The organism is Pseudomonas baltica (assembly GCF_031880315.1).
GTDB lineage: Bacteria > Pseudomonadota > Gammaproteobacteria > Pseudomonadales > Pseudomonadaceae > Aquipseudomonas.
Window position 1 is genome coordinate 2,029,223 of sequence record NZ_CP134771.1, and the last position, 26,900, is coordinate 2,056,122.

Annotated in this window: 23 protein-coding genes, 1 tRNA gene, 1 pseudogene and 1 riboswitch; of the genes and pseudogenes, 20 read left to right on the top strand and 5 right to left on the bottom strand. The window is 61.2% G+C overall.

Annotated features, from left to right (window positions below; translation table 11 throughout):
• The first annotated feature begins 129 nt into the window (after window positions 1-129).
• The 6 genes from dapE to REH34_RS08915 all read left to right on the top strand — a co-directional run bounded on the left by dapE (window position 130) and on the right by REH34_RS08915 (window position 6,221).
• Window positions 130-1,281: a succinyl-diaminopimelate desuccinylase gene (dapE, locus tag REH34_RS08890; RefSeq protein ID WP_311971394.1), complete on the top strand. Its 1,152-nt coding sequence runs from the start codon at window positions 130-132 to the stop codon at window positions 1,279-1,281.
• Window positions 1,281-2,090, top strand: coding sequence for a putative RNA methyltransferase (locus REH34_RS08895; protein ID WP_311971395.1), 810 nt, complete (start codon window positions 1,281-1,283; stop codon window positions 2,088-2,090). Before dapE ends, REH34_RS08895 begins: the two co-directional genes overlap by 1 nt.
• A 23-nt stretch (window positions 2,091-2,113) precedes the next feature.
• Window positions 2,114-2,491 (top strand): hypothetical protein, encoded by a 378-nt coding sequence (locus REH34_RS08900; RefSeq protein WP_226504930.1) that lies wholly within the window; start codon window positions 2,114-2,116, stop codon window positions 2,489-2,491.
• Between the two features lie 31 nt (window positions 2,492-2,522).
• Entirely contained in the window at window positions 2,523-5,021 is a 2,499-nt protein-coding gene (gene plsB, locus REH34_RS08905) for a glycerol-3-phosphate 1-O-acyltransferase PlsB (protein ID WP_311971396.1), read from the top strand.
• A 41-nt stretch (window positions 5,022-5,062) separates the two neighbouring features.
• Complete coding sequence (locus tag REH34_RS08910; protein WP_226504928.1) at window positions 5,063-5,461, top strand: YbaY family lipoprotein; 399 nt, start codon at window positions 5,063-5,065, stop codon at window positions 5,459-5,461.
• Between the two features lie 70 nt (window positions 5,462-5,531).
• Window positions 5,532-6,221 (top strand): DUF4197 domain-containing protein, encoded by a 690-nt coding sequence (locus REH34_RS08915; protein ID WP_226504927.1) that lies wholly within the window; start codon window positions 5,532-5,534, stop codon window positions 6,219-6,221.
• Between the two features lie 42 nt (window positions 6,222-6,263).
• Here REH34_RS08915 and REH34_RS08920 read toward each other — a convergent pair whose 3' ends face one another.
• Window positions 6,264-7,046, bottom strand: a complete 783-nt coding sequence (locus REH34_RS08920; protein WP_311971397.1) for a class I SAM-dependent methyltransferase — start codon at window positions 7,044-7,046, stop codon at window positions 6,264-6,266.
• Between the two features lie 131 nt (window positions 7,047-7,177).
• Between REH34_RS08920 and REH34_RS08925 the strand changes: the two genes are divergently transcribed.
• The 12 genes from REH34_RS08925 (at window position 7,178) to REH34_RS08980 (ending at window position 20,775) form a co-directional block, all read left to right on the top strand.
• Window positions 7,178-7,798 (top strand): energy transducer TonB, encoded by a 621-nt coding sequence (locus REH34_RS08925; RefSeq protein ID WP_311971398.1) that lies wholly within the window; start codon window positions 7,178-7,180, stop codon window positions 7,796-7,798.
• A gap of 165 nt (window positions 7,799-7,963) precedes the next feature.
• Window positions 7,964-8,065, top strand: a riboswitch (guanidine-I (ykkC/yxkD leader).
• 61 nt (window positions 8,066-8,126) lie between these two features.
• Window positions 8,127-9,200 (top strand): putative urea ABC transporter substrate-binding protein, encoded by a 1,074-nt coding sequence (locus tag REH34_RS08930; RefSeq protein ID WP_311971399.1) that lies wholly within the window; start codon window positions 8,127-8,129, stop codon window positions 9,198-9,200.
• 15 nt (window positions 9,201-9,215) lie between these two features.
• Window positions 9,216-10,031, top strand: a complete 816-nt coding sequence (locus REH34_RS08935; RefSeq protein ID WP_311971400.1) for an ABC transporter permease — start codon at window positions 9,216-9,218, stop codon at window positions 10,029-10,031.
• A complete protein-coding gene (locus tag REH34_RS08940; protein WP_311971401.1) occupies window positions 10,028-10,831 on the top strand; it encodes an ABC transporter ATP-binding protein in 804 nt (267 codons plus the stop codon). The genes REH34_RS08935 and REH34_RS08940 overlap by 4 nt, the downstream gene beginning before the upstream one ends.
• Window positions 10,828-11,547: an urea amidolyase associated protein UAAP1 gene (locus REH34_RS08945; RefSeq protein WP_311971402.1), complete on the top strand. Its 720-nt coding sequence runs from the start codon at window positions 10,828-10,830 to the stop codon at window positions 11,545-11,547. The genes REH34_RS08940 and REH34_RS08945 overlap by 4 nt, the downstream gene beginning before the upstream one ends.
• A gap of 21 nt (window positions 11,548-11,568) precedes the next feature.
• A complete protein-coding gene (locus REH34_RS08950) occupies window positions 11,569-12,198 on the top strand; it encodes an urea amidolyase associated protein UAAP2 (RefSeq protein ID WP_226504920.1) in 630 nt (209 codons plus the stop codon).
• Window positions 12,199-12,348: 150 nt separating this feature from the next.
• Window positions 12,349-16,026 (top strand): urea carboxylase, encoded by a 3,678-nt coding sequence (gene uca, locus REH34_RS08955; protein WP_311971403.1) that lies wholly within the window; start codon window positions 12,349-12,351, stop codon window positions 16,024-16,026.
• A 206-nt stretch (window positions 16,027-16,232) separates the two neighbouring features.
• The gene (atzF, locus tag REH34_RS08960) at window positions 16,233-17,993 is read left to right on the top strand and encodes an allophanate hydrolase (RefSeq protein ID WP_311971404.1); all 1,761 of its coding nucleotides are present in this window, start codon (window positions 16,233-16,235) and stop codon (window positions 17,991-17,993) included.
• Window positions 17,994-18,252: 259 nt separating this feature from the next.
• Window positions 18,253-18,471, top strand: a complete 219-nt coding sequence (locus REH34_RS08965) for a cysteine-rich CWC family protein (RefSeq protein WP_311971405.1) — start codon at window positions 18,253-18,255, stop codon at window positions 18,469-18,471.
• A 33-nt stretch (window positions 18,472-18,504) separates the two neighbouring features.
• Entirely contained in the window at window positions 18,505-19,197 is a 693-nt protein-coding gene (locus REH34_RS08970; protein WP_311971406.1) for a pseudouridine synthase, read from the top strand.
• Window positions 19,198-19,505: 308 nt separating this feature from the next.
• Window positions 19,506-20,396, top strand: a complete 891-nt coding sequence (locus REH34_RS08975; protein WP_311971407.1) for an alpha/beta hydrolase — start codon at window positions 19,506-19,508, stop codon at window positions 20,394-20,396.
• Window positions 20,397-20,701: 305 nt separating this feature from the next.
• Window positions 20,702-20,775, top strand: a tRNA-Gly gene (locus REH34_RS08980).
• A gap of 352 nt (window positions 20,776-21,127) precedes the next feature.
• On the opposite strand, the gene REH34_RS08985 is transcribed toward REH34_RS08980, so the two are convergent.
• Window positions 21,128-21,955, bottom strand: coding sequence for a hypothetical protein (locus REH34_RS08985; RefSeq protein WP_311971408.1), 828 nt, complete (start codon window positions 21,953-21,955; stop codon window positions 21,128-21,130).
• Between the two features lie 319 nt (window positions 21,956-22,274).
• Here REH34_RS08985 and REH34_RS08990 point away from each other — a divergent pair, with 319 nt between their 5' ends.
• Window positions 22,275-22,922 carry a TetR/AcrR family transcriptional regulator gene (locus REH34_RS08990; protein ID WP_311971409.1) on the top strand — a complete coding sequence of 216 codons (648 nt, stop codon included), beginning with the start codon at window positions 22,275-22,277 and terminating at the stop codon, window positions 22,920-22,922.
• A 221-nt stretch (window positions 22,923-23,143) separates the two neighbouring features.
• Here the strand turns inward: REH34_RS08990 and REH34_RS08995 are convergent, their stop codons facing one another.
• The 3 genes and pseudogenes from REH34_RS08995 to REH34_RS09005 form a co-directional block, all read right to left on the bottom strand.
• A complete protein-coding gene (locus tag REH34_RS08995; RefSeq protein WP_080265828.1) occupies window positions 23,144-23,374 on the bottom strand; it encodes a DUF2188 domain-containing protein in 231 nt (76 codons plus the stop codon).
• A 162-nt stretch (window positions 23,375-23,536) separates the two neighbouring features.
• A pseudogene (locus REH34_RS09000) lies at window positions 23,537-24,073 on the bottom strand (RES family NAD+ phosphorylase); the annotation flags it as partial.
• A gap of 90 nt (window positions 24,074-24,163) precedes the next feature.
• Complete coding sequence (locus REH34_RS09005; RefSeq protein WP_311972064.1) at window positions 24,164-25,060, bottom strand: hypothetical protein; 897 nt, start codon at window positions 25,058-25,060, stop codon at window positions 24,164-24,166.
• A gap of 359 nt (window positions 25,061-25,419) precedes the next feature.
• Here REH34_RS09005 and REH34_RS09010 point away from each other — a divergent pair, with 359 nt between their 5' ends.
• Window positions 25,420-26,739, top strand: coding sequence for a hypothetical protein (locus REH34_RS09010; RefSeq protein WP_311971410.1), 1,320 nt, complete (start codon window positions 25,420-25,422; stop codon window positions 26,737-26,739).
• The last annotated feature ends 161 nt before the right edge of the window (window positions 26,740-26,900 follow it).

A 26,900-nucleotide genomic window follows, 5' to 3' on the forward strand; every position in this document is an offset into this window, starting at 1 on the left:
ACCGCTTGGCACATAGCAGATGAACCGGGACACCGCTCCCTGGCAACCAACTGGCGCCTGCGCCCCACCCCGATTTGCTTTAACATAGCGGCCCTTATGCGCCCTTGATCCTGCTTTCGGAGTCTTTCCATGACGGCCCCCGCCGACCTCTCCCCTACCCTGCAACTGGCCTGCGACCTTATCCGTCGCCCCTCGGTGACGCCGGTCGATGCCGACTGCCAGAAGCTGATGATGCAGCGCCTGGGCGCAGCCGGGTTCGCGCTGGAGCCGATGCGTATCGAGGATGTCGACAACTTCTGGGCCTACCATGGCCAGGGCGATGGCCCGGTGCTGTGCTTCGCCGGGCATACCGACGTGGTGCCGACCGGCCCGGTCAGTGCCTGGCAGGTCGAGCCGTTCAATGCCTTGATCGATGAACACGGCATGCTCTGCGGCCGCGGCGCCGCTGACATGAAGGGCAGCCTGGCGGCCATGGTGGTGGCGGCCGAACGTTTCGTCGCCGACTACCCCGACCACCGTGGCGCGCTCACCTTCCTGATCACCAGCGACGAAGAAGGCCCTGCCCATCACGGCACCAAGGCCGTGATCGAACGCCTCAAGGCGCGCAACGAGCGGCTCGACTGGTGCATCGTCGGCGAACCGTCGAGCACCACCCTGGTGGGTGACGTGGTCAAGAACGGCCGCCGTGGCTCGCTGGGCGCGACCTTGACCGTGCGCGGCAAGCAAGGCCACGTGGCCTATCCGCACCTGGCCAAAAACCCGATTCACCTGGCCGCCCCGGCACTGGCCGAACTGGCTGCGGAGCACTGGGACCACGGCAACGATTTCTTCCCGCCGACCAGCTTCCAGGTGTCCAACCTCAACTCGGGCACCGGCGCCACCAACGTCATTCCGGGCGAACTGACGGCGATCTTCAATTTCCGCTTCTCGACCGAATCCACCGTCGAAGGCCTGCAGCAGCGCGTGGCAACCATCCTCGACAAGCACGACCTGGACTGGCACATCGACTGGGCGCTGTCCGGCCTGCCGTTCCTTACCGAACCGGGCGCACTGCTGGACGCCGTTGCGGCCAGTATCAAGGCGGTCACCGGCCGTGATACCCAGCCGTCCACCAGTGGCGGCACCTCCGATGGTCGTTTCATCGCCACCATGGGCACCCAAGTGGTCGAGCTGGGCCCGGTCAACGCCACCATTCACCAGGTCGACGAACGCGTGCTGGCCAGCGATCTCGACGTGCTGACTGAAATCTACTATCACACCTTGATCAAGTTGCTCGCCTGATGCTCACTTGCCCACTCTGCACAGCCATGCTCGCCAAGGCTGAAAACGGCATGGTCTGCCCCAGCGGCCATCGTTTCGATCGCGCGCGCCAGGGCTACCTGAACCTGTTGCCGGTGCAGCACAAGAACAGCCGCGATCCGGGCGACAACCTGGCCATGGTCGAAGCCCGCCGCGATTTCCTCAACGAAGGTCATTATGCCCCCGTGGCGGCGCGCCTGGCCGAGCTGGCCGCCAAACACTGGCCGCAGCGCTGGCTCGACATCGGCTGTGGCGAGGGTTACTACACCGCGCAAATCGCCGAAGCCTTGCCACGCTCCGACGGTTACGCCCTGGACATCTCCCGCGAGGCCGTCAAGCGCGCCTGCAAACGTGCGCCTGGGGTCAACTGGCTGGTGGCGAGCATGGCCCGGGTGCCGTTGGCGGATGCCAGCTGTCAGTTCCTCACCAGCGTGTTCAGCCCGCTGGACTGGAACGAGGCCAAGCGTCTGCTCAGCCCCGGCGGCGGTCTGATGCGAGTGGGGCCGACCAGCGGCCACCTGATGGAACTGCGCGAGGCGCTATACGACGAAGTGCGCGAATACGTCGACGACAAGCACTTGGCCCAGGTGCCGGACGGCCTGAAACTCGATCACAGCGAAACCCTGACCTTCAAGCTCAAACTGATCGACGCGCCCTCACGCGCCAATCTGCTGGCCATGACGCCCCACGGCTGGCGCGCCAGTGCCGAACGCCGCGCCGCAGTGATCGAACAGGACAAGCCGTTCCTGGTCACTGTTTCCATGCGTTACGATTATTTCGTCGCACACTAATTCCTGCTTCAGCGAGCCCTGCCATGCGCCAACCGGATATCGAGATTTACCTCAAGGACGCCGACGTCGACCACAAGGCCATCACCGCCTGGCTCGAAGCCGCGCTGGGTACTTGTAGCGAGTGGGTGCAAAAAGGCCAGACCTGGAAATGCCGCGCGGGCGACGTGCCGGTGACCTGGCTGCCCAAGGCCGTGGGCAAGTGGAACAGCCTGTTTCTGGACAGCGACCAGACCCCTTGGGAGGACGACGTCGCCTGCGCCCGCGCCGCCTTTGCCGCCCTGCAAGTGGAAGTACGCTGCGCCCCCGGCACCTGGATAGAAGAAGAAGGCGAGGAAGATGCTGATCGCTGGATTCGCATCAGTGTCGATGGTGAAGAAGAGATTACCTGGCGGACTGCTTGATCACGTTCAGCGCGCCGCAAAAGGCTAATTCATGACCCGATCACCGCTGCGCCGTCTCTTCTTTGGTACCCTGCGCCGATTGCTCTACCTGTGGGTGCGTTCCGAGACCATCAACCAGTCCTCGTTCAATCTCAACCTGGACCGCAGTCGGCCGACGTTCTACGTGCTGCAGTCGCCGTCGGTGAGCGATCTGGCGGTAGTGGATCGCGAGTGCAGCAAAGCCAATCTGCCGCGCCCGGTGCTGCCCGTGGCGATCGGTTCGCAAATGGAACCAATGGCCTATTTTTACCTGACCCCGGCCCCCGACTGGCTGGGCCGTCAGGATAAACGCGGGGCACCGCCGACCCTCGAACGGCTGGTCAAGCTGCTGATCGAAGACACCAGCCAGGACGCGCAGATCGTGCCGGTCAGCGTGTTCTGGGGGCAGTCGCCGGCCAGCGAGTCGAGCCCCTGGAAGCTGCTGTTCGCCGACAGCTGGGCAGTCACCGGGCGCCTGCGCCGGCTGGTCACCATCCTGATCCTCGGCCGCAAGACTCGGGTGCAATTCGCCGCGCCCATTCAGCTGCGCGAACTAGTCAGTCACAACAAGGGCCAGGAGCGTACCGTGCGCTTGGCCCAGCGCACCCTGCGTGTGCACTTTCGCAACCAGAAGACCGCCGTCATCGGTCCCGACATCTCGCACCGGCGCAATCTGGTCAAGGGCCTGATCCACGACCCGCTGGTGCGCCAAGCCATCAGCGAAGAAGCCGAACGCCAGCACATTCCCCTGGCCAAAGCCGAAGCCCAGGCGCTGCGTTATGGCAACGAGATCGCCTCGGACTACACCTACACCGCCATCCGCTTCCTCGAAGTGGTGCTGAGCTGGTTCTGGAACAAGATCTACGACGGCGTCAAGGTCAACCATATCGAAGGTGTGCAGGACATCGCCCAGGGCAACGAGATCATCTACGTGCCCTGCCACCGCAGCCATATCGACTACCTGCTGCTGTCCTACCTGCTGTTTCGCAACGGCCTGACCACGCCGCATATCGCTGCCGGCATCAACCTCAACATGCCGGTGATCGGCGCGCTGCTGCGCCGCGGCGGGGCGTTTTTCATGCGCCGCACCTTCAAGGGCAATCCGCTCTACACCGCGGTGTTCAACGAGTATCTGCACACCCTCTTCACCAAGGGCTTCCCGGTGGAGTACTTCGTCGAAGGCGGACGCTCGCGCACCGGGCGCATGCTGCAGCCAAAAACCGGCATGCTGGCGATCACGATGCGCAGTTTCCTGCGTTCTTCACGCACGCCTATCGTCTTCGTGCCGGTGTATATCGGCTACGAGCGAGTGCTTGAAGGCCGTACCTACCTGGGCGAATTGCGCGGAGCCACCAAGAAGAAAGAATCGATCTTCGATATCTTCAAGGTCATCGGCGCACTCAAGCAGAAGTTCGGCCAAGTGGCGGTCAACTTCGGCGAACCGATCAAGCTGGCCGAGTTTCTCGAACGCGAGCAACCTGGCTGGCGCGAGCAGGACCTAGGGCCGCAGTACAAGCCGGAGTGGCTGAACGCAACCACCCACCGCCTGGGCGAAACCGTGGCGCGGCATCTCAACGAAGCCGCAGCGGTGAACCCCGTCAACCTGGTGGCCCTGGCGCTGTTGGCCACCTCGCGCCTGGCGCTGGACGAGCGGGCGCTGGCGCGGGTGCTCGACCTGTACCTGGCCTTGTTGCGCCAGGTGCCCTACTCGCCGCACACCACGGTGCCCGAGGGCGATGCCCGCAGCCTGATCGATCACGTCAAAAGCATGGATCTGCTGGCCGAACAGGCCGATGCGCTGGGCAAGATCTACTATCTGGACGAACAGAACGCCGTCCTGATGACCTATTACCGCAACAACGTATTGCACATCTTCGCCCTGCCGGCGCTGCTGGCGAGCTTCTTCCAGAGCTCTTCGCGCATGAACCGCGAGCAGATCCTGCGCTACACCAAAGCGCTGTACCCGTTCCTGCAAAAGGAGCTGTTCATTCGCTGGGACATCGTGGAGCTGGACGCGGTGGTGGATCAGTGGCTGGTGGCATTCGTCGAGCACGGCCTGTTGCGCCTGGAGAACGACCTGTACCTGCGCCCAGCACCAAGCTCGCGGCATTTCGTGCTGCTGACGCTGCTGTCGCGCACCATCGCCCAGACCCTGCAACGCTTCTACATGGCCATCGCCTTGCTGCTCAACGCCGGTCAAAGCAACCTGACCAGCGAGGAGCTGGAAGAACTGTGCACGGTCATGGCTCAGCGCCTGTCGATTCTGCATGGTCTCAACGCGCCGGAGTTTTTCGACAAAAGCTTGTTCCGCCACTTTATCCAGAGCCTGCTGGACGTCGGCGTGGTGCGCCGCGGCGAGGACGGCAAGCTCGGCTACCATGAAATGCTCGGCGAACTGGCCGAAGGCGCGGCCAAACGCGTGCTGCCGCCGGACATTCGCCTCTCTATTCGCCAGGTCGCCTTGCACCGCAACGAGGACGCAGCCGACCTGGCCATCATCGACTCGCCTTGAAGCCCAAGGCGAGTAGTTTTCACCCGTATAAGGATGACGCTTTGAAACGACTCACCATTGCCTTCTTGGGCACCTTGCTCAGCGCCTGCAGCAGCATGGATGCGGCGCCGTCACACAGCCTCGACGGCGAAGTGTTCTACCTGCAGCGCTCGGCACTGCCACCGACCGCTATCCTGAGCGTCACGCTGCAGGACGTATCGCTGGCCGATGCCCCGGCCGTGGTGCTGGCGCGCCAGAGCGGACCGGTCAATGGCCAGGTGCCGCTGGCGTTTCACTTGCCATACGATCCGGCCAAGGTGCAGTCTGGCCATCGATTTGCGGTGAGCGCACGCATCGAAGTGGACGGCAAATTGCTGTTCATCAGCACCGAGCACAATGGGGTCAAGCTCGATGGCAGCGATCCCGTGCCGCTGCGGATTCGTGTCGACGCATTACGCTGACCCTGATCGGCCATTTACAACACGGCTCGCAGGGCGCCTGCGATTCCGTCACTCTGGAAGGATGTTGCCCATGATTCGTCGCACCGCCACCTTTGCCGGCCTCTGCGCTGGCTTGCTCATTTGCGCCAATGCCTTTGCACTGTCGCTGTCCAGTCTGTCCCAGGGCGATGCCAACGGCGGCCTCAAGGATGCCCTCACTCAGGGCGCCCAGGTCGCGGTCAAGGAGCTCGGTGTGCCCGGTGGTTTCAGCAACAACAAGGACGTGCGCATCGGCCTGCCCGGCAAGCTGGGCAAGGTCGCCGACAAGATGAAAATGCTCGGCATGGGCAGTCAGGTCGATTCGCTCGAGGCGAGCATGAACAAGGCCGCGGAAGCCGCAGTGCCTCAGGCCCAGGCGATCCTGGTGGATGCGGTCAAGAACATGAGCGTGACCGATGCCAAGGGCATCCTCACTGGCGGCAAGGACTCGGCCACGCAGTACCTCAACACCAGCAGCCGCGACAAGATCCGCGCCAAGTTCCTGCCCATCGTCAAGCAGGCCACTGACAAAGTCGGCCTGGCGCAGCAATACAACAGCTTCGCCGGCAAGGCGGCCGCGTTGGGCGTGGTCGACTCCAAGGATGCCAATGTCGAAGGTTATGTGACTGAAAAGGCGCTGGATGGGCTGTTCAAGATGATTGCCCAGCAGGAAGAGACGATTCGTCAGAATCCAGCAGCCGCGGCTACGAGCTTGGCCAAGAAAGTCTTTAGCGCCTTGTAAGCAGGCCCGGCCGCGCAGAAGCCCGATCAGGCAACGCAACACTCAGGGCTTGAGCGCCTTCTTCGGATAAATATCGTATCGACTGGATTTCCCCTCCAGCGCATGGCTCGGCTTGGGCCCCTCGATGCACGGCGCCTTGCGTGGCCGCTTGACCACTACCCGGTGGCTGGCCAGCGCCAGGGCCGCGTCGAGCAAGGCCGGGGCGTCCATATCATCGCCTACCAACGGCCTGAACAGGCGCATCTCCTTTTTCACCAAGGCGCTCTTGTCGCGGTGGGGAAACATCGGGTCGAGGTAGATCACCTGCGGCGCTTGCTCTTGCCAGCCGCGCATCAACTCGATGGCGTTACCTGTCAGCAAGCGCATGCGCGCCACGATGGCCCCTACCTCTTCATCGCCGATTGCCCGGCGCAGACCGTCTTCGAGCAGAGCCGCGATGATCGGCTGGCGCTCGATCAAACTCATGGTGCAGCCCAGGCTGGCCAGCACGAACGCGTCCTTGCCCAGCCCCGCCGTCGCATCCAGGACCAGCGGGCGCACGCCCGGTTGAATGCCCACCGCCTTGGCGATCATCTGCCCGCTGCCGCCGCCGAACAACCGCCGATGGGCGACTGCGCCCTCGACGAAATCCACCCGTACCGCACCCGGCGCCTGGGGGCCGAGTTGCTGCAGCTGCAAGCCTTGCTCGGTAGCCTGCAGGGCAAATTCCGGGTCATCCAGTTGCAAGGGCAAGCCCAGGCGTTGTGCCCATTGCTCGGCCTGTAGCTGACAGACGGCACTCAGCGCCTGCACCTGGATTCGGCTCGGGGCCTGGGGTTCTGACATGAATCGCTTACTCGAAAAAAAATTAAAAGATCGGCCACAGCCGCCGATAAGTATTGTGTCCAGGTATCTCGCCGCAGAAACAGGCCCAGAAACCCGACCTCAAAAACCCAAGCCTCGCGGTCCCGACTGCCATGACCCAACTCCAATCCAACGCCATTGGTTATCTGTCGCCCATTAGCGACTTTAACTTGCACAACACCCAGGCACTGGGCGGCGTAAGCCATCTGTGGCAAGACTTCTTTGCCCGGGCGATGGCGGATCAGGGCGGCGAGGATACCGCACTCGCGGCCTACAGCGCAGAACCGGCGTTGAGCAGCGAAGGCGAACCGATCACTGGCAGTCAGATCCTCGAGCAGATCGTCAGCCAGCGCCAGTGCAGCATCCAGGACACCGAAGTACGCCCACCCGAGCCACTGTTCCTGCCGATCGCCGAGTTCGATCTGGACCTCCTGCCCGCAGTCGCCAAGCCGTTCAGCGCCGACGAGATCATCGCTCAGCAAGCTCACCTGGATACCGATATCAGCTGGCGCCGCCCGGTAGTGATGAGCCACGGCCAACCCCTGCCAGAGCCCGGCCCAGCACCTGCGCCACGGCCATTATTCCTGCCGATCGCCGAATTCGAAACCGATCTGCTGCCCGCCGCGCCAGCACCATTCGACGCGACCACGCTGGCCAAACAGCAAAGCGAGCTGGACTTCGATCAGCGCTGGGCCCGCCCGGTGGTTCTGGAAAACCTGCGCATCGCGGCTTGATAGACGCTCCTGCTCCCACAGGGTGCAGACGCACTGTTTCGGGGCGTAAATATCATGACCCGATTTCGCTCTACTCAACAAAACCGCGGCCTCCAGCCAGTTGGCACAACTCTCGCTTATAGCTTGACGTGCAGGAGTCATCACAGGTTCGCGGCACTACAATTTGCAATGGCTGACTAGGGTTCCGGCTCGCTGAACGCGAGTGACTGGTCCGAGAGTCGGCGACCTCCAGTTGAGGTTACACGGCGGGATAAAAGCCCGGGAGACAGCACACCTTCATCGGTGTCGCGAGGCCTCCTGTGCACCCACGATCAACTGGAGATTCACTATGCAAACCTCAAGACCTCGCTTGATGGCGTTTCTCGCCGCTGGCCTCAGCGCCGTGCTCAGCTTCTCTTCCCAAGCCGCCAGCAAAGACCACTTCAACGTGTGCTGGACCATCTACGCCGGCTGGATGCCCTGGGAATACGCAGGCACCCAAGGCATCGTCGACAAGTGGGCGAAAAAATACGGCATCGACATCAAGGTCACTCAGCTCAACGACTATGTCGAGTCAATCAACCAGTACACCGCCGGCCAGTTCGATGGCTGCACCATGACCAACATGGATGCCCTGACCATCCCCGCCGCCGGTGGCGTCGACAGCACCGCGCTGGTGGTCAGTGACTTCTCCAACGGCAACGACGGCATCGTCATCAAGGGCACCGGCAAGACCGTCAAAGACCTCAAGGGCATGAACGTCAACCTGGTGGAGCTCTCCGTGTCCCACTACCTGCTGGCCCGGGCGTTGGACAGCGTCGACCTGCGTGAAAAAGACCTCAAGGTAGTGAACACCTCCGACGCCGACATCTCTGCCGCCTTCAACACCGATCAGGTCCAGGCCGTGACCACCTGGAACCCGATGCTCGCCGACATCAAGGCCAAGCCCGGTGTGACCGAAGTGTTCGACTCGAGCAAGATCCCCGGCGAGATCATGGACATGATGGTCGTCAACACCCAGACCCTCAAGGACAACCCCGCGCTGGGCAAGGCGCTGACCGGCGCCTGGTTCGAAGTCATGGCGTTGATGAACAGCAAATCCGCAGCCGGTGAAGCCGCCCTGGAACACATGGCCAAGGCCTCGGGTACTGACCTGGCGGGCTTCAAGGCGCAGCTGGCCACCACCGCGCTGTTCTACACCCCGCAACAGACCCTGGATTTTGCCAACAGCGCCGAATTGCCGAAGACCATGGACAAGGTCGCCGGCTTCTCCTTCGACCACGGCCTGCTCGGCGAAGGCGCCAAGGACAGCAGCGCGGTGGGCATGAGCTTCGCCAAGGGCGTAACCCGCGGCGACAAGGCCAACCTCAAGCTGCACTTCGACCCGACCTACGTGCAAATGGCCGCCGACGGCAAGCTGTAACCTGGAGGACGCGCCATGCGCCTGATCAATCGTCATCCCGATCGCCCCAGTCGGCTGTTGCTGGTGATACTGCCGTTCGCCCTGCTGCTGTGCGCGTATTTTTTCGGCTCGGCGCAACGGCTGACGGAAAACCCCAACGACAAACTGCTGCCCAGCGCCGTGCAGATGAGCGATGCGGTGAAACGCATGGCCTTTACCGAGGACAAACGCAGCGGCGGCTACCTGCTCTGGCAGGACACCGCCTCGAGCCTGCAGCGCCTGGCCATCGGCCTGGGCGTCAGCGCCGTGGTGGGCCTGTGCCTGGGCATCGCTGCGGGCACCTTGCCGCTGTTCGGTGCGCCGTTGTCACCCTTGCTAGTAGTGCTGTCGATGGTGCCGCCGCTGGCGATCCTGCCGATTCTGTTCATCGTCTTCGGCCTGGGCGAGTTGTCCAAGGTGATGCTGATCGTCATCGGCATCACCCCCATCCTCGCCCGTGATCTGGAACAGCGCGCGCGGGAAATCCCCGTCGAACTGTTGATCAAGGCGCAGACCCTGGGCGCCTCGACCTGGACGCTCATCCTGCGCGTGGTGCTGCCGCAACTGCTGCCGCGCTTGTTGATCTCGGTGCGGCTGGTGCTGGGTTCGGCGTGGTTGTTCCTGATCGCCGCCGAAGCCATCGCCTCCGAAGACGGCCTGGGCTATCGCATCTTTCTGGTACGCCGCTACCTGGCCATGGACGTGATTTTGCCCTACGTGGTGTGGATCACCTTGCTGGCATGGCTGATGGACCTGGGCCTCAAGCACCTCACCCGCCGAGCCTTCCCCTGGTATGAAGGAGCGCGCGCATGAGCTTCATCCAGGTACGCAACGTGTGGCAACAGTACGGCGACCACGTGGTGCTCGAAGGCTTGAACCTGAGCATCGCCGAAGGCGAGTTCTGCACCCTGGTGGGCACATCCGGCTGTGGCAAATCCACCTTCCTGCGCTTGCTGCTGGGCCAGGAACGGGTCAGCCGCGGCGAGATTCTGCTCGATGGCCAGCCCCTGGCCGGCGAACCGGATGCCAGCCGCGGCGTGGTGTTCCAGCGCTACTCGGTGTTCCCGCATTTGACGGTGCTGGACAACGTCGCCCTCGGCCTGGAACTGCCCCACGCGCCGTTGTCAGGGCGCTTGTTCGGCCACCGCAAACGCCTGGCGCGCGAGCAGGCCGAAGCGCTGCTGATCAAGGTCGGCCTTGGCCACGCCTTGGGCAAGTACCCGGCGCAGCTGTCCGGCGGCATGCAGCAACGCTTGGCCATTGCCCAGGCGCTGATCATGAAACCCCGCGTGCTGCTGCTCGACGAGCCGTTCGGCGCCCTTGACCCCGGCATCCGCAAGGACATGCACGCCCTGCTGCTGGAGCTGTGGCGCGAAACCCGACTCACCGTGTTCATGGTCACCCACGACCTCAGCGAAGGGTTCAGCCTCGGCACCCGCCTGATGGTCTTCGACAAGGTCCGCGTCGACCCACACGCGCCCATGGCCTATGGCGCACGCATCACCTACGACCTGCCCCTGAACGCCGATCGGCGTGCCAATCGCACTGCCGAAGAGACCCTGCCCGCCGCGCTGCTGGGCAGTCTGCAACCGATTCGAGGAACCCTCATATGACCACTCTCCACTACCCCGTTATCGCCGAAGAAGCCCTGCCCGGCGGTGGCCATCGCTCCTTTGTACTCAAGCGCGGCCAGCTGCTGCGGCTCACTGATCTGGAAGGCGGCGCCAACGTCAGCCTGATGCTGCTCAACGCCCGGGAAAAAACCGAACGACTGAACCTGCCCGACAGCCTCAAATGCCAGCACACCGCCAAGCTCACCCAAGGCCACTGCCTGTACTCGGACATGGGCAACGTGCTGGCGGCCATTACCAAAGACACCTGCGGCTGGAGCGACAGCCTCGGCGGCATCCTCAGTGCCAGCGAAGCACTGGAGAAATACGGCCAGGGTCGCTATCAGGAACTGCGCAACGGCTACCACCGCAATGGCGTCGACAACCTGCTGATCGAACTGGGCAAATGGGGCCTGGGCCTGGCCGACCTGCTGATGACCCTCAATCTGTTCAGCCGCGTCGATGTCGACCGCGACGCCCAACTGCACTTCGTCCCGGGCAATTCCAAAGCCGGTGACTGCATCGAGCTGTACGCGCCGATGGACACCCTGGTGCTGCTGACCGCGCTGCAACACCCGATGGACCCGAACCCGGTCTATGCCCCCAAGCCGCTGACCCTGACCTGGATGAACGCCGACGCCAGCGTCGCCGAGGGCTGCCGTACCTCGCGCCCCGAGAACGAGCGCGGCTTCATCAACACCGATCGGCTGTTTGCCTGAACCGAGCTGAGGACTGCGACCATGACACTTTCGACCCTGCACCCGGAAACCGCCGTTGCCCGCTACATCATTGGCGCCGGCGAGCCCTTCATGACAGAGATAAAGGCCGGGCAGACCCTGCGCCTGCTCGACCTCGAAGGCAACCAGGCGGTGGACACGCTGTTCTACAGCGCCGCCGACCCCAGCGAGCGCTACGACGTGCAACGCACCTTGCGCCGCCAAGGCCGGGTGTACCTGAGCACCGGCAGCGTGCTGTATTCCAACCTCGGCCGGCCGTTGCTGACTATCGTCGATGACACCTGCGGGCGCCACGACACCCTTGGCGGCGCTTGTTCGCAAGAGAGCAACACCGTGCGCTACGCCTTGGACAAACGCCACATGCACAGCTGCCGCGACAACTTTCTCCACGCTTGCCAGCACGACGGCCGTTTGGGCAAGCAGGACATCAGCCCCAACATCAATTTTTTCATGAACGTGCCGGTGACCGCCGAGGGTGGCCTGACGTTCGAGGACGGCATCTCCGCGCCGGGCAAATACGTGGAGCTGCGCGCCGAGATGGACGTGATCGTGCTGATCTCCAACTGCCCGCAATTGAACAACCCGTGCAACGGCTATAACCCGACGGCCGCTGAGGTGCTGATCTGGGATTGAGGGGATCTTGCTCGCAAAGAGGCCGGTGCGACCGCCGCAAAATGTAATGGATGCACACCCGCCCCAAGGACGACCCTGGGGCCTATCGAAAACAGCGGGACGGCCCGCTTCCCACTTGAGGCCCGCATCGAGGTCTCCAGGGGTCATGCCATGTTCGACACACTGCTGATTGCCAACCGCGGCGCCATTGCCTGCCGTATTTTGCGCACCCTGCGCGACCTCAAGGTCCGGGGCGTGGCGGTCTATTCCGAAGCCGACCTGGCCAGCCGCCACTTGCTCGAGGCCGACGAAGCCCAAAGCCTGGGCGAAGGCGCCGCGGCCAACACCTACCTGCGCGTCGACAAGCTCCTCGCCATCGCCAAGGCCAGCGGCGCGCAAGCCATTCATCCCGGCTATGGATTCCTGTCCGAGAATGCCGCCTTCGCCGAAGCCTGCGAAGCAGCCGACATCGCCTTCGTCGGCCCAACACCCGAGCAACTGCGCCTGTTCGGCCTCAAGCACACCGCCCGCGCGCTGGCCCGCGAGCACGGCGTGCCACTGCTTGAAGGCACCGACCTGCTCGATAGCCTTGACGACGCCCTGCTGGCCGCCACCCAGGTCGGCTACCCGATCATGCTCAAGAGCACTGCCGGTGGTGGCGGCATCGGCATGCGCGTGTGCCGTTCGGCCGCCGAGCTGAGTGAGGCCTTCGAGACCGTCAAGCGCCTGGGCCAGAACAACTTCAGCGACGCCGGCGTATTCATCGAAAAATACATCGAGCGCGCCCGCCATCTGGAAGTCCAGGTGTTCGGCGACGGCGCCGGCGAGGTGCTGGCCCTTGGCGTTCGCGATTGCTCGGTGCAACGGCGCAACCAGAAGGTGCTGGAGGAAACCCCTGCGCCCAACCTGCCGGACGGCATGGCTGAAGCGCTGTGCAACGCCGCGGTGCAACTGGCCAAGGCGGTCAATTACCGCAGCGCTGGCACCGTCGAATTTGTTTTCGACAGTGACGATCAGCGGTTCTACTTTCTGGAAGTAAACACCCGCCTGCAGGTCGAGCACGGTGTGACCGAGCAAGTCTGGGGTGTCGACCTGGTGCGCTGGATGGTGCAACTGGCCGCCGGTGATCTGCCGCCACTGAGCGAGCTAAGCGCTGCGTTGCAACCCCGTGGCCACGCGATCCAGGCGCGCTTGTATGCCGAGGACCCAGGCAAGGATTTCCAACCGAGTCCGGGCTTGCTGACGCAGGTCGACTTCCCGCCAGCCGATGGCCAGCGCCTGCGCATCGATACCTGGGTGGATGCCGGCTGCGAGATCCCGCCGTACTTCGATCCGATGATCGCCAAGCTGATCGCCTGGGCACCAAATCGTGAACAAGCCCGCCTGCAACTGCATCAAGCACTGGGCGACAGCCACCTGTATGGCGTTGAAAGCAACCGCGATTACCTGCGCCAGATCCTGCTGGATACACCCTTTGCCAGCGGCCAGCCTTGGACACGCTGCCTGGAGCAGTTGGTGTACCGCGCAGACACCTTCGAGGTACTCAGCGGTGGTACCCAGACCACCGTGCAGGACTACCCCGGGCGCCTCGGCTACTGGGCGGTGGGCGTGCCACCCTCCGGGCCGATGGACAGCCGGGCGCTGCGCCTGGGCAACCACTTGCTAGGCAACTCGGCCGACTGCGCGGGCCTGGAAATCACCATGAACGGCCCGCTGCTGCGCTTCAACGGAGCAGCGGTGGTGGCGGTAACCGGCAGCGATATCGCCGTGACCCTGGACGGCGTGGCGCAACCCCTCAACACCGCGTTGTCGATTCCAGCCGGCGCGACCCTGAGCCTCGGCGCGGTGCGTGGCCATGGTGCGCGGGCCTACCTGTGCGTACGTGGTGGTATTCAGGTGCCTGACTATCTGGGCAGCAAAAGCACCTTCACCCTTGGCCAGTTCGGCGGCCATGGCGGCCGTGCCCTGCGGGCGGGTGATGTACTGCATCTTGCAGCGCTAGTGGATGCATCTGCCGGCGCGGCCATCCCGGCCCAGGCGCTGGCGCCGTTGGGCGAACTGCGCACCCTTCGGGTGATCTACGGCCCCCACGGTGCGCCGGAATACTTCACCGCAGGCTATATCGAGCAGTTTTTCGCCACGGCCTGGGAGGTGCATTTCAATTCCAGCCGTACCGGTGTGCGCTTGATCGGGCCCAAGCCTGAATGGGCCCGCAGCGATGGCGGCGAGGCGGGGCTGCACCCGTCGAACATCCATGACAATCCCTATGCCATAGGCGCGGTGGATTTTACCGGCGACATGCCGGTGATCCTCGGTCCGGACGGACCGAGCCTGGGCGGCTTCGTGTGCCCGGTGACGGTGATCGAGGCGGATCTGTGGCAGTTAGGGCAGTTGAAGGCTGGGGACAAGATCGAGTTCGTGCCGGTAGATGTGCCGACGGCACGGGCACTCAATGCCGAGCTGATTGCCAGGTTGACGCTAAAAACTTCGCAGGCAGGCCTTGCTCCCACAGGGATAACCGCTGACCACGCAGATCCCCTGTGGGAGCAAGCTGCACGTTCGGCGCCGAAGAACCCCTCGGCCACACCCCATGACTTGATCTCCCCCATCGTCCTCGACCTCGGCGCCAACGACACACGCCTGGTCGCACGCCTGGCCGGCGACACCCACCTGCTGCTGGAGATCGGCGCCGCCGAGCTCGACCTGGTGCTGCGTTTCCGTGGCCACGCCCTGATGCAGGCACTGGAGGCCAAGGCCCTGGCCGGGGTCATCGATCTCACTCCCGGCATCCGCTCCCTGCAGATCCATTACCAGCCCGAACAACTGCCGCTCGCGCAGTTGCTGGAACTGATCGCCGGCGAGTGGGACGCCGTCTGCGCCGCCCGCGACCTGCAAGTGCCCTCACGTATCGTCCATCTGCCGCTGTCCTGGGACGACCCGGCTTGCCAGTTGGCCATCGACAAATACATGACCACCGTGCGCAAGGACGCACCCTGGTGCCCGAGCAATCTGGAATTCATCCGCCGCATCAACGACCTGCCCGACCTGGACCACGTCCAGCGCACCGTGTTCGACGCCAGCTACCTGGTGATGGGCCTGGGCGACGTCTACCTCGGTGCCCCGGTGGCCACCCCGCTGGACCCGCGCCATCGGCTGGTGACCACCAAGTACAACCCGGCACGCACCTGGACCGCCGAAAACTCCGTGGGTATCGGCGGCGCCTACCTGTGCGTGTACGGCATGGAAGGCCCCGGTGGCTACCAGTTCGTCGGGCGCACGCTGCAGATGTGGAACCGCTATCGGGACGTCGACGCCTTCGAAGGCAAACCGTGGCTGCTGCGCTTCTTCGACCAGATTCGCTTCTACCCGGTGAGCGCCGATGAACTGCTGCGGATTCGCCGCGACTTCCCGCTCGGGCGCTTCGACCTGAACATCGAACACAGCCAGCTCAATCTGGCCGACTACCAGGGCTTTCTTGAACGCAACGCCGACAGCATCGGCGCCTTTCGCGCGCATCAGCAGCAGGCCTTCAATGCCGAACGCGAGCGTTGGATCGCCAGTGGCCAGGCGCATTTCGACAGCACCGAAGCGCTGGCACAAATCACTGAGGAGTCGCCGTTGGAGGCTGGCCAACTGAGTGTCGACAGCCCGATCGCCGGCAACCTCTGGCAGGTGCAGGTGACCATTGGCGAGCGCGTCGAGGCGGGCGCGCCGTTGGTGGTGCTGGAGTCGATGAAAATGGAAATCCCGGTGCTGGCGCCCTGCGCTGGCGTGGTGCGGGACATCCGCGTGCAGCCCGGCTCGGCGATCCGTGCAGGGCAACGGGTGGTGGTGCTGGAGACAGACTGATCCCTGAGGAAGCGGGCTGCGCCCGCGAAGAGGTTAGCTGCAACGACACACTGTTGGCTGATCGCTGAATTGACTGGCCACTTCGCGGGCAAGCCATGCTTCCACAGGCGTACGACTGTGGAACTGCTTGCACTGCAGGAGCAAAAGCTTGCTCGCGAAGAGGTCCGCAAGATCGCCACCCCCATTTCGTATCAGGAGCATTGTTCATGACCATCCCCAACCTGCAACTCGACACCCTGCGCGCCGCCTACCGCGCCGGCACCCACAGCCCGCGTCAGCTCATCCTGCAACTGCGGGAAAAAGCCGCCGCCCTGAATCCCGAATACCACCTGTTCATCCACCTGCTCAGCGAAGCCGAGCTCGAACCCTACCTCGCCGCCCTTGAAAACCGCCGCCTCGACGATCTGCCACTCTACGGCATCCCCTTCGCCCTCAAGGACAACATCGACCTGGCGGGCATCCCCACCACGGCGGCCTGCCCGGCGTTCGCCTTCACCCCGCAGCGCTCGGCGACCATCGTCGAGCAGCTGATCGGCCTCGGCGCCATTCCGCTGGGCAAGACCAACCTCGACCAATTCGCCACCGGCCTCAACGGCACCCGCTCGCCCTACGGCGCCTGCATCAACAGCGTGCTCAAGGACTACCCCAGCGGCGGCTCCAGCGCGGGTTCGCCCCTGGCGGTGGCGCTGGGCGTCGCCAGTTTCGCTCTGGGCACCGATACCGCGGGCTCGGGCCGCGTGCCGGCAGCGCTCAACAACCTGGTCGGGCTCAAGGCCACCAAGGGCCTGATCTCCACAGCAGGCGTGCTGCCGGCGTGCCGCACGCTCGATTGCGTGACCACCTTCACCGCCACTTGCAGCGAGGCCAGCCAACTGCTCGCCCTGACCGGCGGCCTCGACCCGCGTGACGAGTACAGCCGCGCCAACCCGCTGTGGAACGATGCGTCGGCGTTCGGCAGCGTGCGCCCGTTCCACTTCGGTGTGCCCACCCAGCTGGAGTTTTTCGGCTGCGCTGAAGGCCCGGCCTTGTTCGCCGATGCCGTGGCGCGCTTGCAGGCATTGGGTGGCCAGCCAGTGCCGTTCGACCTGGCGCCCTTCCTCGAAGTGGCCCGTCTGCTTTACGAAGGCCCTTGGGTGGCAGAACGCTACAGCGTGGTCGGCGAGCTGATCGAAACCCAGCCCGCAGCGGTGTTGCCGGTGATCCGCGACGTACTTGCCAAAGCGCCTGGCGTGACCGGCGTGCAGACCTTCCGAGCGCAGTACCGCCTGCAGGTGCTCAAAGCCCAATGTGATCAGATCCTCGCCGGGCTGGACTGCATGCTCACCCCCACCATCGGCCGCCCCGTGACCCTCGCCGAACTGACCGAAGAACCGGTGCTGCGCAACTCCGAGCTGGGTTACTACACCAACTTCATGAACCTGCTCGATTATGCCGCCGTCGCGGTGCCGACCGGCTTCATGGCCAACGGGTTGCCGTGGGGCGTGACCTTGTTCGGCCGCGCCTTTACCGATCAATACTTGCTCAGCGTGGCCAGCGCCTTGCACGGTGGCGAACAGGCGCCGAGCACTGCGGCGCGCAACGACAAAGCACGGTTAGTGGTGTGCGGCGCGCATCTGGACGGCCTGGCCCTCAACTGGCAGCTCAAGCGGCGCGGCGCGCGGCTGCTGGAAACCACCCAGAGCTCGGCGGATTACCGTTTGTACGCACTGGCTGGCGGCCCACCGTTGCGCCCCGGCATGCTGCGCGTCGCCGAAGGGGGCGTGGCCATCGAGGTGGAAGTCTGGGAGTTGCCGAGCAGCGAATTGGGTTCGTTCCTCACCGGGATACCCGCGCCATTGGGGCTGGGCAAAGTGCAGCTTGCCGATGGCCGCTGGGAGAGTGGGTTCATCTGCGAGCCTTATGGCCTGGACGGCGCTGAAGACATCAGCCACCTGGGTGGCTGGCGCGCGTGGCTGGCCAGCCGGTGAGCATCTGCAGGCTATAACGGCCCCTTCGCGGACTAAGACTGCTTGCACAGGTGCAGGCCACGTATCGGCTTGCGGTGGTGGGAGGGTCCAGGGTTCTGGGCAAGCTGCATCTGCCTTTTCGCGGGCAAGCCTTGCTCAGGTGTGACTCAGATTCGGCCAGCTGTGGGCGCATAGCTGGCTCGCGAAGAGGCCGGTACAGGGTGCACAAAACCTGACCCATCTGAGTGATAATGCCCCTCTACCCCATCAGCCGGCCATCATGCGCGATCACACCCTCTGCCCCGCCTGCGGCGCCAGCAACGCTTGCACCCTGGCCAATCCCGCCACTGCCGACCAGCCCTGCTGGTGCTTCACCGTGAACATCGATCCCGCCATCCTCGAAGCCCTGCCCACCGAGCTGCGCAATCAAGCCTGCCTGTGCCCACGCTGCGCCCAGGTCGATGCACAGCTCAAGGCCGACGCCGGGATAATCCGCTAACATAGCCACCCCTCCTCCTGCTGTTTTGCCCCTATGCGCGTCGACCGTTTCCTCAGCAACCTGCCCCGCTTCAACCGCCAGCAAGTGCGCCTGCTGCTGGTCCAGGGTCGTGTGCAGATCGATAGCCAACCGGCGCGAGACGGCCATCACCCGGTCAACGAATTCAGCCAGGTGGTGGTCGATGGCGAGGTGCTGCAAGCCGGCCGCCCGCCACGCTACTTCATGCTGCACAAACCCATGGGCTACGTCAGCGCCACCAGCGATCCCCAGCACCCCACCGTGCTCGACCTGCTCGACGAGCCGGACAAACACCGGCTGCACATTGCCGGGCGCCTGGACTTCAATACCTCCGGCCTGCTGCTCATCACCGACGATGGCCAGTGGTCGCGGCGTCTGACCCAGCCCGGCAGCAAAATGCCCAAGGTCTATCATGTGCAAACCGAGCAGCCGATCGGCGCGCATTACGCCGAGACCTTCGCCAACGGCATCTACTTTGCCTTCGAAGACCTCACCACCCTACCCGCGCAACTTACCTTGCTCGACAGCCACAGCGCCCACCTGACACTGATCGAAGGCCGCTACCATCAGGTCAAACGCATGTTCGGTTTTTTCCAGAACAAAGTGCTGCGTTTGCACCGCGAGCGCATCGGCGAAATCGTCCTCGACCCAGCCTTGGCAGCGGGCCAGTACCGGCCCCTGACCGCTGAAGAGATTCAGCCAATCTGACCCGCCGACCGCTCAGCCGAAAAGGCTCGAACAGGGTCTCGACGGTACTTGCAGGTTCCGGGTTTCACTGCTTGAATCCAAGAGCCGGTCCTGACGTGACCCGGTAGTCGCTTGCATTGTCTCAACGAAATTTTTGCCGTCCATCGCCGCCTCGAAGCGCGCGAGCACGGCATGCCCGCCTATAACAACAGCCGTCGACCATCCCTCGGATCGACCAGGGCCCCCTTCCAGGCGTATGCCTACCTGTCATAAACAACGCGCACGCTGGTTGCGCGAATACTCGTTCTTGTTTGCCAGGAGTCGACGACATGAGGCCAGAAATCGCTGTGCTGGATTTACAGGGTCAGTATCGGGTTTACACGGAGTTCTATCGCGCAGAGGCCGCCACCAAGACGATCATCCTGGTGAACGGCTCATTGGCCACGACCGCTTCCTTCGCCCAGACCGTTCGTAATCTTCATCCCCAATTCAACGTCGTACTCTTCGACCAGCCCTACGCGGGCAAGTCCAAACCGCACAACGCCAACGAGCGCTCGCTGACCAAAGAGGAAGAAGGCCACATCCTGCTCGAGCTCATCGACCACTTCGCCGCCGAGCAAGTCATGTCCTTCAGCTGGGGTGGCGCCTGCGCCCTGATCGCCCTGTCGCAGCGGCCTCGCACCCTGGAGCGTGCGGTCATCAGCTCGTTCTCGCCGATCATCAACGTGCACATGAACGACTACCTGACCCGCGGCATCGAGTATCTCGGCGCCTGCGAGCGCTACAAGGTCGGCGAGCTGATCAACGACACCATCGGCAAGCACCTGCCCTCATTATTCAAGCGCTTCAACTACAAACACGTCAGCACCCTGGCTGAGCACGAATACGCGCAGATGCACTTTCACGTCAGCGAGGTGCTGCAAAGCAACCTCGGTGGCGCACTCGAAGCCGCGACCAACATCAACGTGCCGGTGCTGTTCATGAACGGCGAATGGGACGAATACACCACCCCGCTCGACGCCCGCCTGTTCGGCAAACACATCCCGCAGAGCCATTTCGTGACCATTCAAAGCGCCGGCCACTTCCTCGACATGGAACACAAAGCCGCCTGCCGCGACAGCCGCCAGGCACTGATCGACTTCCTGAGCGCCACCCCCGCCGAGAAACGCGTGCGTTTTCATCCACGCCCAGCGCAGGATCAACATGCCATTGCCATTTGACCGTCGAACGCGCCTGTAGCGCTGCTGCCTTGTGTGAGAAGCAGTGCTACAGGGGTGATCTGACTGATTGCGCAGTAAAAGCTTCAAATCGGGGAAGAGTTCTGGTACAAAGTCAGCCGCAATGAGCGGGTGTCGTAACAGACAGTGCGCCAGCTTCCCAAGTCGACTCGGGATACGTGCTGAGCCACCGCATTTTGTAGGCAGTAATTGCGGGTATAGTTTAGTGGCAAAACGAAAGCTTCCCAAGCTTTAGTTGAGGGTTCTTATTGGACACCCCTCTTTGGTGCACGGTTAAGGCAAGAAATGCGGGTATAGTTGAATGGTACAACTATAGCTTCCCAAGCTATCGGTGAGGGTTCGATTCCCTCTACCCGCTCCACCTTACAGCCAATGATTCCGGGCATCCCAGACAAATTTGCCCTAGCGCCTAAGCCCGTCAAGACCTTCTCACATCCCCACCACCAGATCTCCCGGAAGCCCCAAAAATTTGGTGCACCGTCGGCCCCCTCTACACGGCGTCTCTTCCGACCCGCGCTTCCATTTCGATCATCCAATAAATCCGTAAAGACTCACTCTGCACACATGCCAGCAGAGCGTGAACGGTGCACACCCACCCATCCTGAAAAACCAGATCATGCAGAGGGAGTGAACGGACTGGCCTTTTCGCTCCCCACCCAACCCACCTGACGGCATCAGAAACCTAAAACATCGACCGAAGCCCAAGCTGAGCTTCAGACGTCCGCTGCTCGACTTGCTGCCTTCTCGCGCTCGCGCTGGCGGAACCGCTTCACAAAGCTGCTATCGATCAGCTCTTGGACTTCTAATTCAAGTGCACAGTTGACCAGAGATGCCATCGCGCTATCGGACAGTGAAAAGTTATTCGGAATACTTCCGTGCCGCCTCACTCGGTTCATAGCAAGATTGGCCTCAAAAGCTTTCAAGAAGTCCGCAAGTCCAGGACGACGACCTTCAGTTGCTGCAAGCGCGATTAAGTCGTTAGCAACTGTAACCGCCTTACCTGCATCGGCACCAACTGCAGACACGAACTCGCCAATTGAAGGCCAGTACTTCAGATCATACTTGTAGGTCAGCTTATCCAACTCTTTCTTAATGCGGGACTCAAACAGACCATTGCCTCGACCAGCGTCGAGCACAACGTCAACAACATGGTAATAAGTATCACTTCTAAAACTCGACTTCTCCTGAACTTCGGTACGATGCGAAATCAAATCGCCTAACAATTTTGAAGCATCTGCAATCCGAACATTCAGATCAGTTAAAACCTCTCTCGCTTCACGGGCCTCTTTTATCCGCTCAGGGTTCCAGGAATGCACCGTGTTATTGAGTACATCGAAGAATGAGGTCAGCGCGTTGGGATTATCGGCCAATGACCCGTATAGCTCAACGTAGGCGTCCGAAAGCTCATGAGTGCGAGTTAGAAGCCGCAGGATTCGCTCATTGATGGTAGGCAAAATCTCATTCTCCACGTTATACCGATAGTCCTCGCGAAGAACGCCCTCACACGACTCGATTGCAACAGCGCGGTTTTTGACATTCATTCTGTTTACCTGAAGTATGGAATGAGTAAAGGATAAGGTCTCAAACACTCTGAGTCGGTACCTATCTGAGAAAAATTTCGCAGTCCACAGGTACTCACTCCGAGCAACCCTCATAGACCGCCGCTGCATCAACACCTCGGCAGGCACAGATAGACTTGTGTCCAAATAATCCCGCGATAACTTATCGCCTACCCACCCCACAAAGCACAGTGATTCTTTACAGTAAAGTAAAGTAAAGTAAAGTGGATCAGGCAAAACATGGGTGGCGGATCGCATCTCTTTCAGTAACACTTAACCTACTCTGCTACAGGTAAACAAAATGAACGTGGCCACCCCCTCTCCCGTCGACGACCTGCTCAACCCTAGCGAGACCGCGTCACGCCCGGTCAGGATTCTTGCAGCAGCAGGGAGGATGTTTATCGAGCATGGCTACGAGGGCGCGAGCATGGAAGAGATCGCCAAAGCGGCAGCGGTCACCCGCCAGACCCTCTATAACCGCTACCCCGACGGCAAAGAATCGCTATTCGTCGCGGTGGCGGAACGCATGTGGAAGGCGTTTCCAATCATGAACGTCGCCAACGATGAGTCGGCATTGGCTGACCCCAGAAACGGACTCCGACAGATCGCCATTGAGTTTGCGGGCTTTTGGTCTGGGCCAATGGCCGCTGATTTCCTACGCATGGTGATCCGGGAAGGTCGGCGCTTCCCACTGCTGGCCAGCCGCTTCGATGAAGTCATACAGGAGCCCGCCATGACCGTTGTAAGCGACTATCTCGGTGGACTGGCGCTGCGGGGTACCCTGGCAGTTCAAGAGCCTGAGATCGCTGCTCGCGACTTCATGGGCATGATTGACGGTCGAGTCCTGTGGACTCAGGTCAGAGGCAACAGCGAACCCCTCGCTCGCGATGAAATCGAACAGATAGTAGACCGTACTGTGGACATTTTTTTACGTTCGCTCAGGCACTGAGAGGCGCTTCCACCCTCTCGTGCAAGGTAGAACCCCGTGCTCTAGGACTACCAAAATCCCTAAAGCCCCTGATACCCCCTCAGCCCCTTACGCCTAACTGCGCCGACAATGCAGGAGGCACAAACGCTGAAAGCCAGACGCCAAGCCAAGTGCCCCAACAAGCACCTCGGGGCAGGCTAGTAGCACATTCCGCGACGGCCCCAGAGGCCTCTAAAGCAGGCTCACCCCTTCGGCGGGTACGGATCGTTACCGTATGAATCACGATCCCGAATCTTGCCATCCTTGCCGTGTATCAGCACTTCGCTTTTTTGGTTCTGCGCGATCCCCCGAGCCGCATCAGCAGCCTCTTGCTGAGTTCGATGATGAGATGTGTCCTTGGAATTGCCCTCCCCTCGGACTGCCCACCCATCATCACGCTTCACAACGTGTTGGTTTTTGCCTTTACCTGCCATGTGACACCTCGCTGAATAAGGTTACTTAAAATCTAGCAGCGCGGCGCCAAAACACAATATGTAGTGACAAAAAAATACAACCAACACGCTATGTAGTGAATTCGGAGGCAGCGCACCCAATTGAACCAACCAGCTTGGCGAAGGCGGAGACCCGTCGGAAGATCAGAAGTCAGCATTTTCGAATTGCTTTCGCGAATCTTCAGACAAGCGCTCATCATCCGTTTCGTACTTCACCTTGCTGATTGAGTGATAGACGAGGCTGTCGCTCACATATTCGATGCAAGGCCCATCAGACTGCTTCGAGCCCAAGATCATATAGCCGTTCCGGATACGCCCCACGGTGGATGTCGCCGCACACGCTACGTGGGAAAACAGCACGATATTGCTACCTGCGCTTTCCTGTACCGACTTGAAAATCACACCATCAATACGGGGCTTGCAGTGAGTAGCACGGTACTCGGCGATGACCTGCGTAGTCAGGTAATCCCGTTCTGATCCAGGCAGCACGGGCACAGTGATCTCATCGTGCAGGTACTTCAGGAAATCCCGCCGCCCTGCCTTAGAGTTGTATTTGGAGTCAAAGAAACTTGGCGCAAGCCCAAGATCTGCGTTCTCGAAACGCCCGAAATCCAATACCTTGACCGTCCTGGTCAACCTGAACCTACCGCTCACAACCTTGCTACCCACCGGAGCCTGCAGACGAGTTCAACCAGAGCCATCCGTTAGCGCTGACGGCTCAAGTGCAGGAGCGACGGAGTACCCGCCCGAAGCGTATCTGATTGATCGCCGTTATTTTTCAGCGAAGAACGGATTATCCAGGCCCAAGAAATCAGCCATCCAAGCCTTTTCCTCTGCACTTGGCTCATAGGAATATGCCGTTTTACCCTCCACTTGTTCTTCCAGTTCGCGCCAATACCTCGGATGACCAACTGCATCCAGAAAAACAAGCTCGCAGGACACATAGCACATCCAGATTCCCGAGGTCAGGAACTGAATGTTTAACTGCAGCGACTCCTCAGAGCCTGTGTACTCACGAATGGGAGTCAGTTGCTTATGCAAAGAGCCGATGTGAGTGAACTCTCGACTCAGCAAACCATACATTTGGCCAAAAGGAGGAAAGACACGCTTTGCGCTGGAGATTGCACGCGTGGAATCAAACTTGTGCTCTCGATGTTTTTCAAGATCATCCGAAAACTGCATGAGGTGAAGTGCCACTGCCATGGACTCGATGGCCGAGCGGACGACCGGCCCGGGCTGCAGAACGAACCCGCCGCGAAGCATGTAGGTTGCGGCAACCATTGAGTTCAGTGAGTTATAAAGCAGCTCGGCACAAGCCATTCGAAGATCATCTTCTTCGCGCTCCGCTTTTATTAAGCCGGATGCCAAGATTGCCGAGCAGTGGGCAAACAGCGCGCTCATTTTTTCAAGATCAGCACTGTGCAGCGCATCGAAGCTTTGAGCGATTTTTTCCGCGTCACGACTGATCTGATTGATGAGCATTGTTTTTCGAAATTCAAGTACACGTTGAGTGACAGGGTCGAAAACCAATGCGCACGTGTCCGGGTGTTTCTCCTTCATATGCCAGTCCTTTTGCAAACAAATTCCCACCAGTGGTATCAGTATGCTTTGACTCACTCCCCCCATGAAAGAGGGCTGGATGAAACGACGAATGGCTGCGCCCAACACGCTGCTCAAACGCAGCTCGCCAGCCGAACGAGCGGTACAAGCGCTTTTCCCTGAGCGCCTATAGTCCAAACCACTGTCGCACCTCACAGCCCGCGTCGCCATGGTGGTGCGAATTGTGCCTCCGAAAGCAGGCATCCTCCAGGGCGCTACCCCTGACTTCTCATGCCCCCAGACACAGGGTTGAACGCGTGCTTTCATAGCTCGCATTTTTTGAATAAATTGGCGGACTACCTTGGTCGTCAGCCAGGAGCATGGCCAACAAAGCCGATCTGCTCAACCTTCCAACTTGTTGACGGTAGCGCCTTACTTTCGCTTGCCGATGACGCCTCCAGTTTTCGAATCAATCGGGTCACTTCTACATGGCAGTTAAGCTTGAATTTGTAACCACCGATCCAGACGAGATCGAGCTGGCCCATCGTTACTGGGCTATGAGCGAGGGAGGAGAATTCCTAGAGGTCTTGAAGGATCTACTCCCGTTTCGAGAGCTCAAGCAACCTGCGCAGCTGAAGAAGTACGTGGGTCAGTTCTGCATTGCTTACGATCTCAACCACATGTGCAGCTGCGGCGAGCCCATCCGCGCAAGCGGGCGAACAGCGTTGAGGAAATTTCCCGGTCAATCCAACCGTGCCTGTGATCAATGCCAGCGTACTCAACGAGAAGAACAGGAAGCGAAAGAAGCAGCGGAGAAGGCAGAAATCGAGGCCAAGCTTGCTTCCCATCGCGACTGGATGACGCGCAAGACCATTGACTACGACGCTCTACCGGACGACGCAGTGCTGGTGTTGCGCGCGTTGTACGCTTCGGTGGGGCCTCGCCTATGGGCTGGCCGCTTCAAACATGACCACTGCCGTGACCTGTCACCGTACGCTGGCAATGACTTCGTAGACCGGCTGTATAACCAAAGCCATCTGGGCGACGATCCAGAAGGGGCGTGGCGTGGCACGTACTATTTAAGGGACGGAAAGCTCTGCATCCGATTGGAATATGCCCACCTCTTTCTCCCACCGGATGAGAATTTTGGAAGTGGGGAAGAGGCGTTCAGCCTCTTGCGTAACCGGGTTTTCGCTGACGGCGAAGCGCTGAGCAAGCTATGGCTGGATTACGCCTGTGATGATGTTACCTGGTACTTGATTGACCAGTGCGATCTGCACAACCAAGAAATTTACCCTGAGGAATTCGTCAAAATCCAAGACGTGATCCGCGATGGGTTGAACACCTACAGCGTTGCGCAGATGTGGTTCATCATGTGGAAGGTAACCAGAGATGCTGCGGCATTGTCCCGGCGCAGCTACTACAGCCAGCAAAGCGCAACGGCGACGATCCGCACCAAAATCCGCAAGCAATTGGAGCTAGCCGACGAGAAGGGTGAAGCGCGAGCCTGGAACAGATCCAGTACGCATATCGCTGGCACACTGGGCAAGATGTTCAACGATCTGTTCGCTATCGACGAGCACTCAAGCGGCGCAGCCGTTCTTGCCATGTTTGAGCGATTGTCTAAGTCGAAGGAGCCTGCGAACGAACTCGATGAGCTAGCAACGGCCTTCATGCGAGACACCGTCGACTCTAACAACTCGCTGGCCGCTCTTGAAGCGTTCGCCGAGATGGTCAGGACAGGCCTGACGACGGAAGACGCATTGATCGAGACGATTCAGCGCAACTCTCATCTCTTCACGCCCTAACCAAGCATGAAGCGGTCGTGCATCGAACGCTTGAACCTCAACTAATATGCATGCTGAAGCGCTGATGATCGCCGCTTCAGCGGCAGATCTCAACGACTGCCCAACCATCCCTTGGCCGCAATACCATTGGGTTGATCAGCTTTCCAGGCGGTGTTAACGTG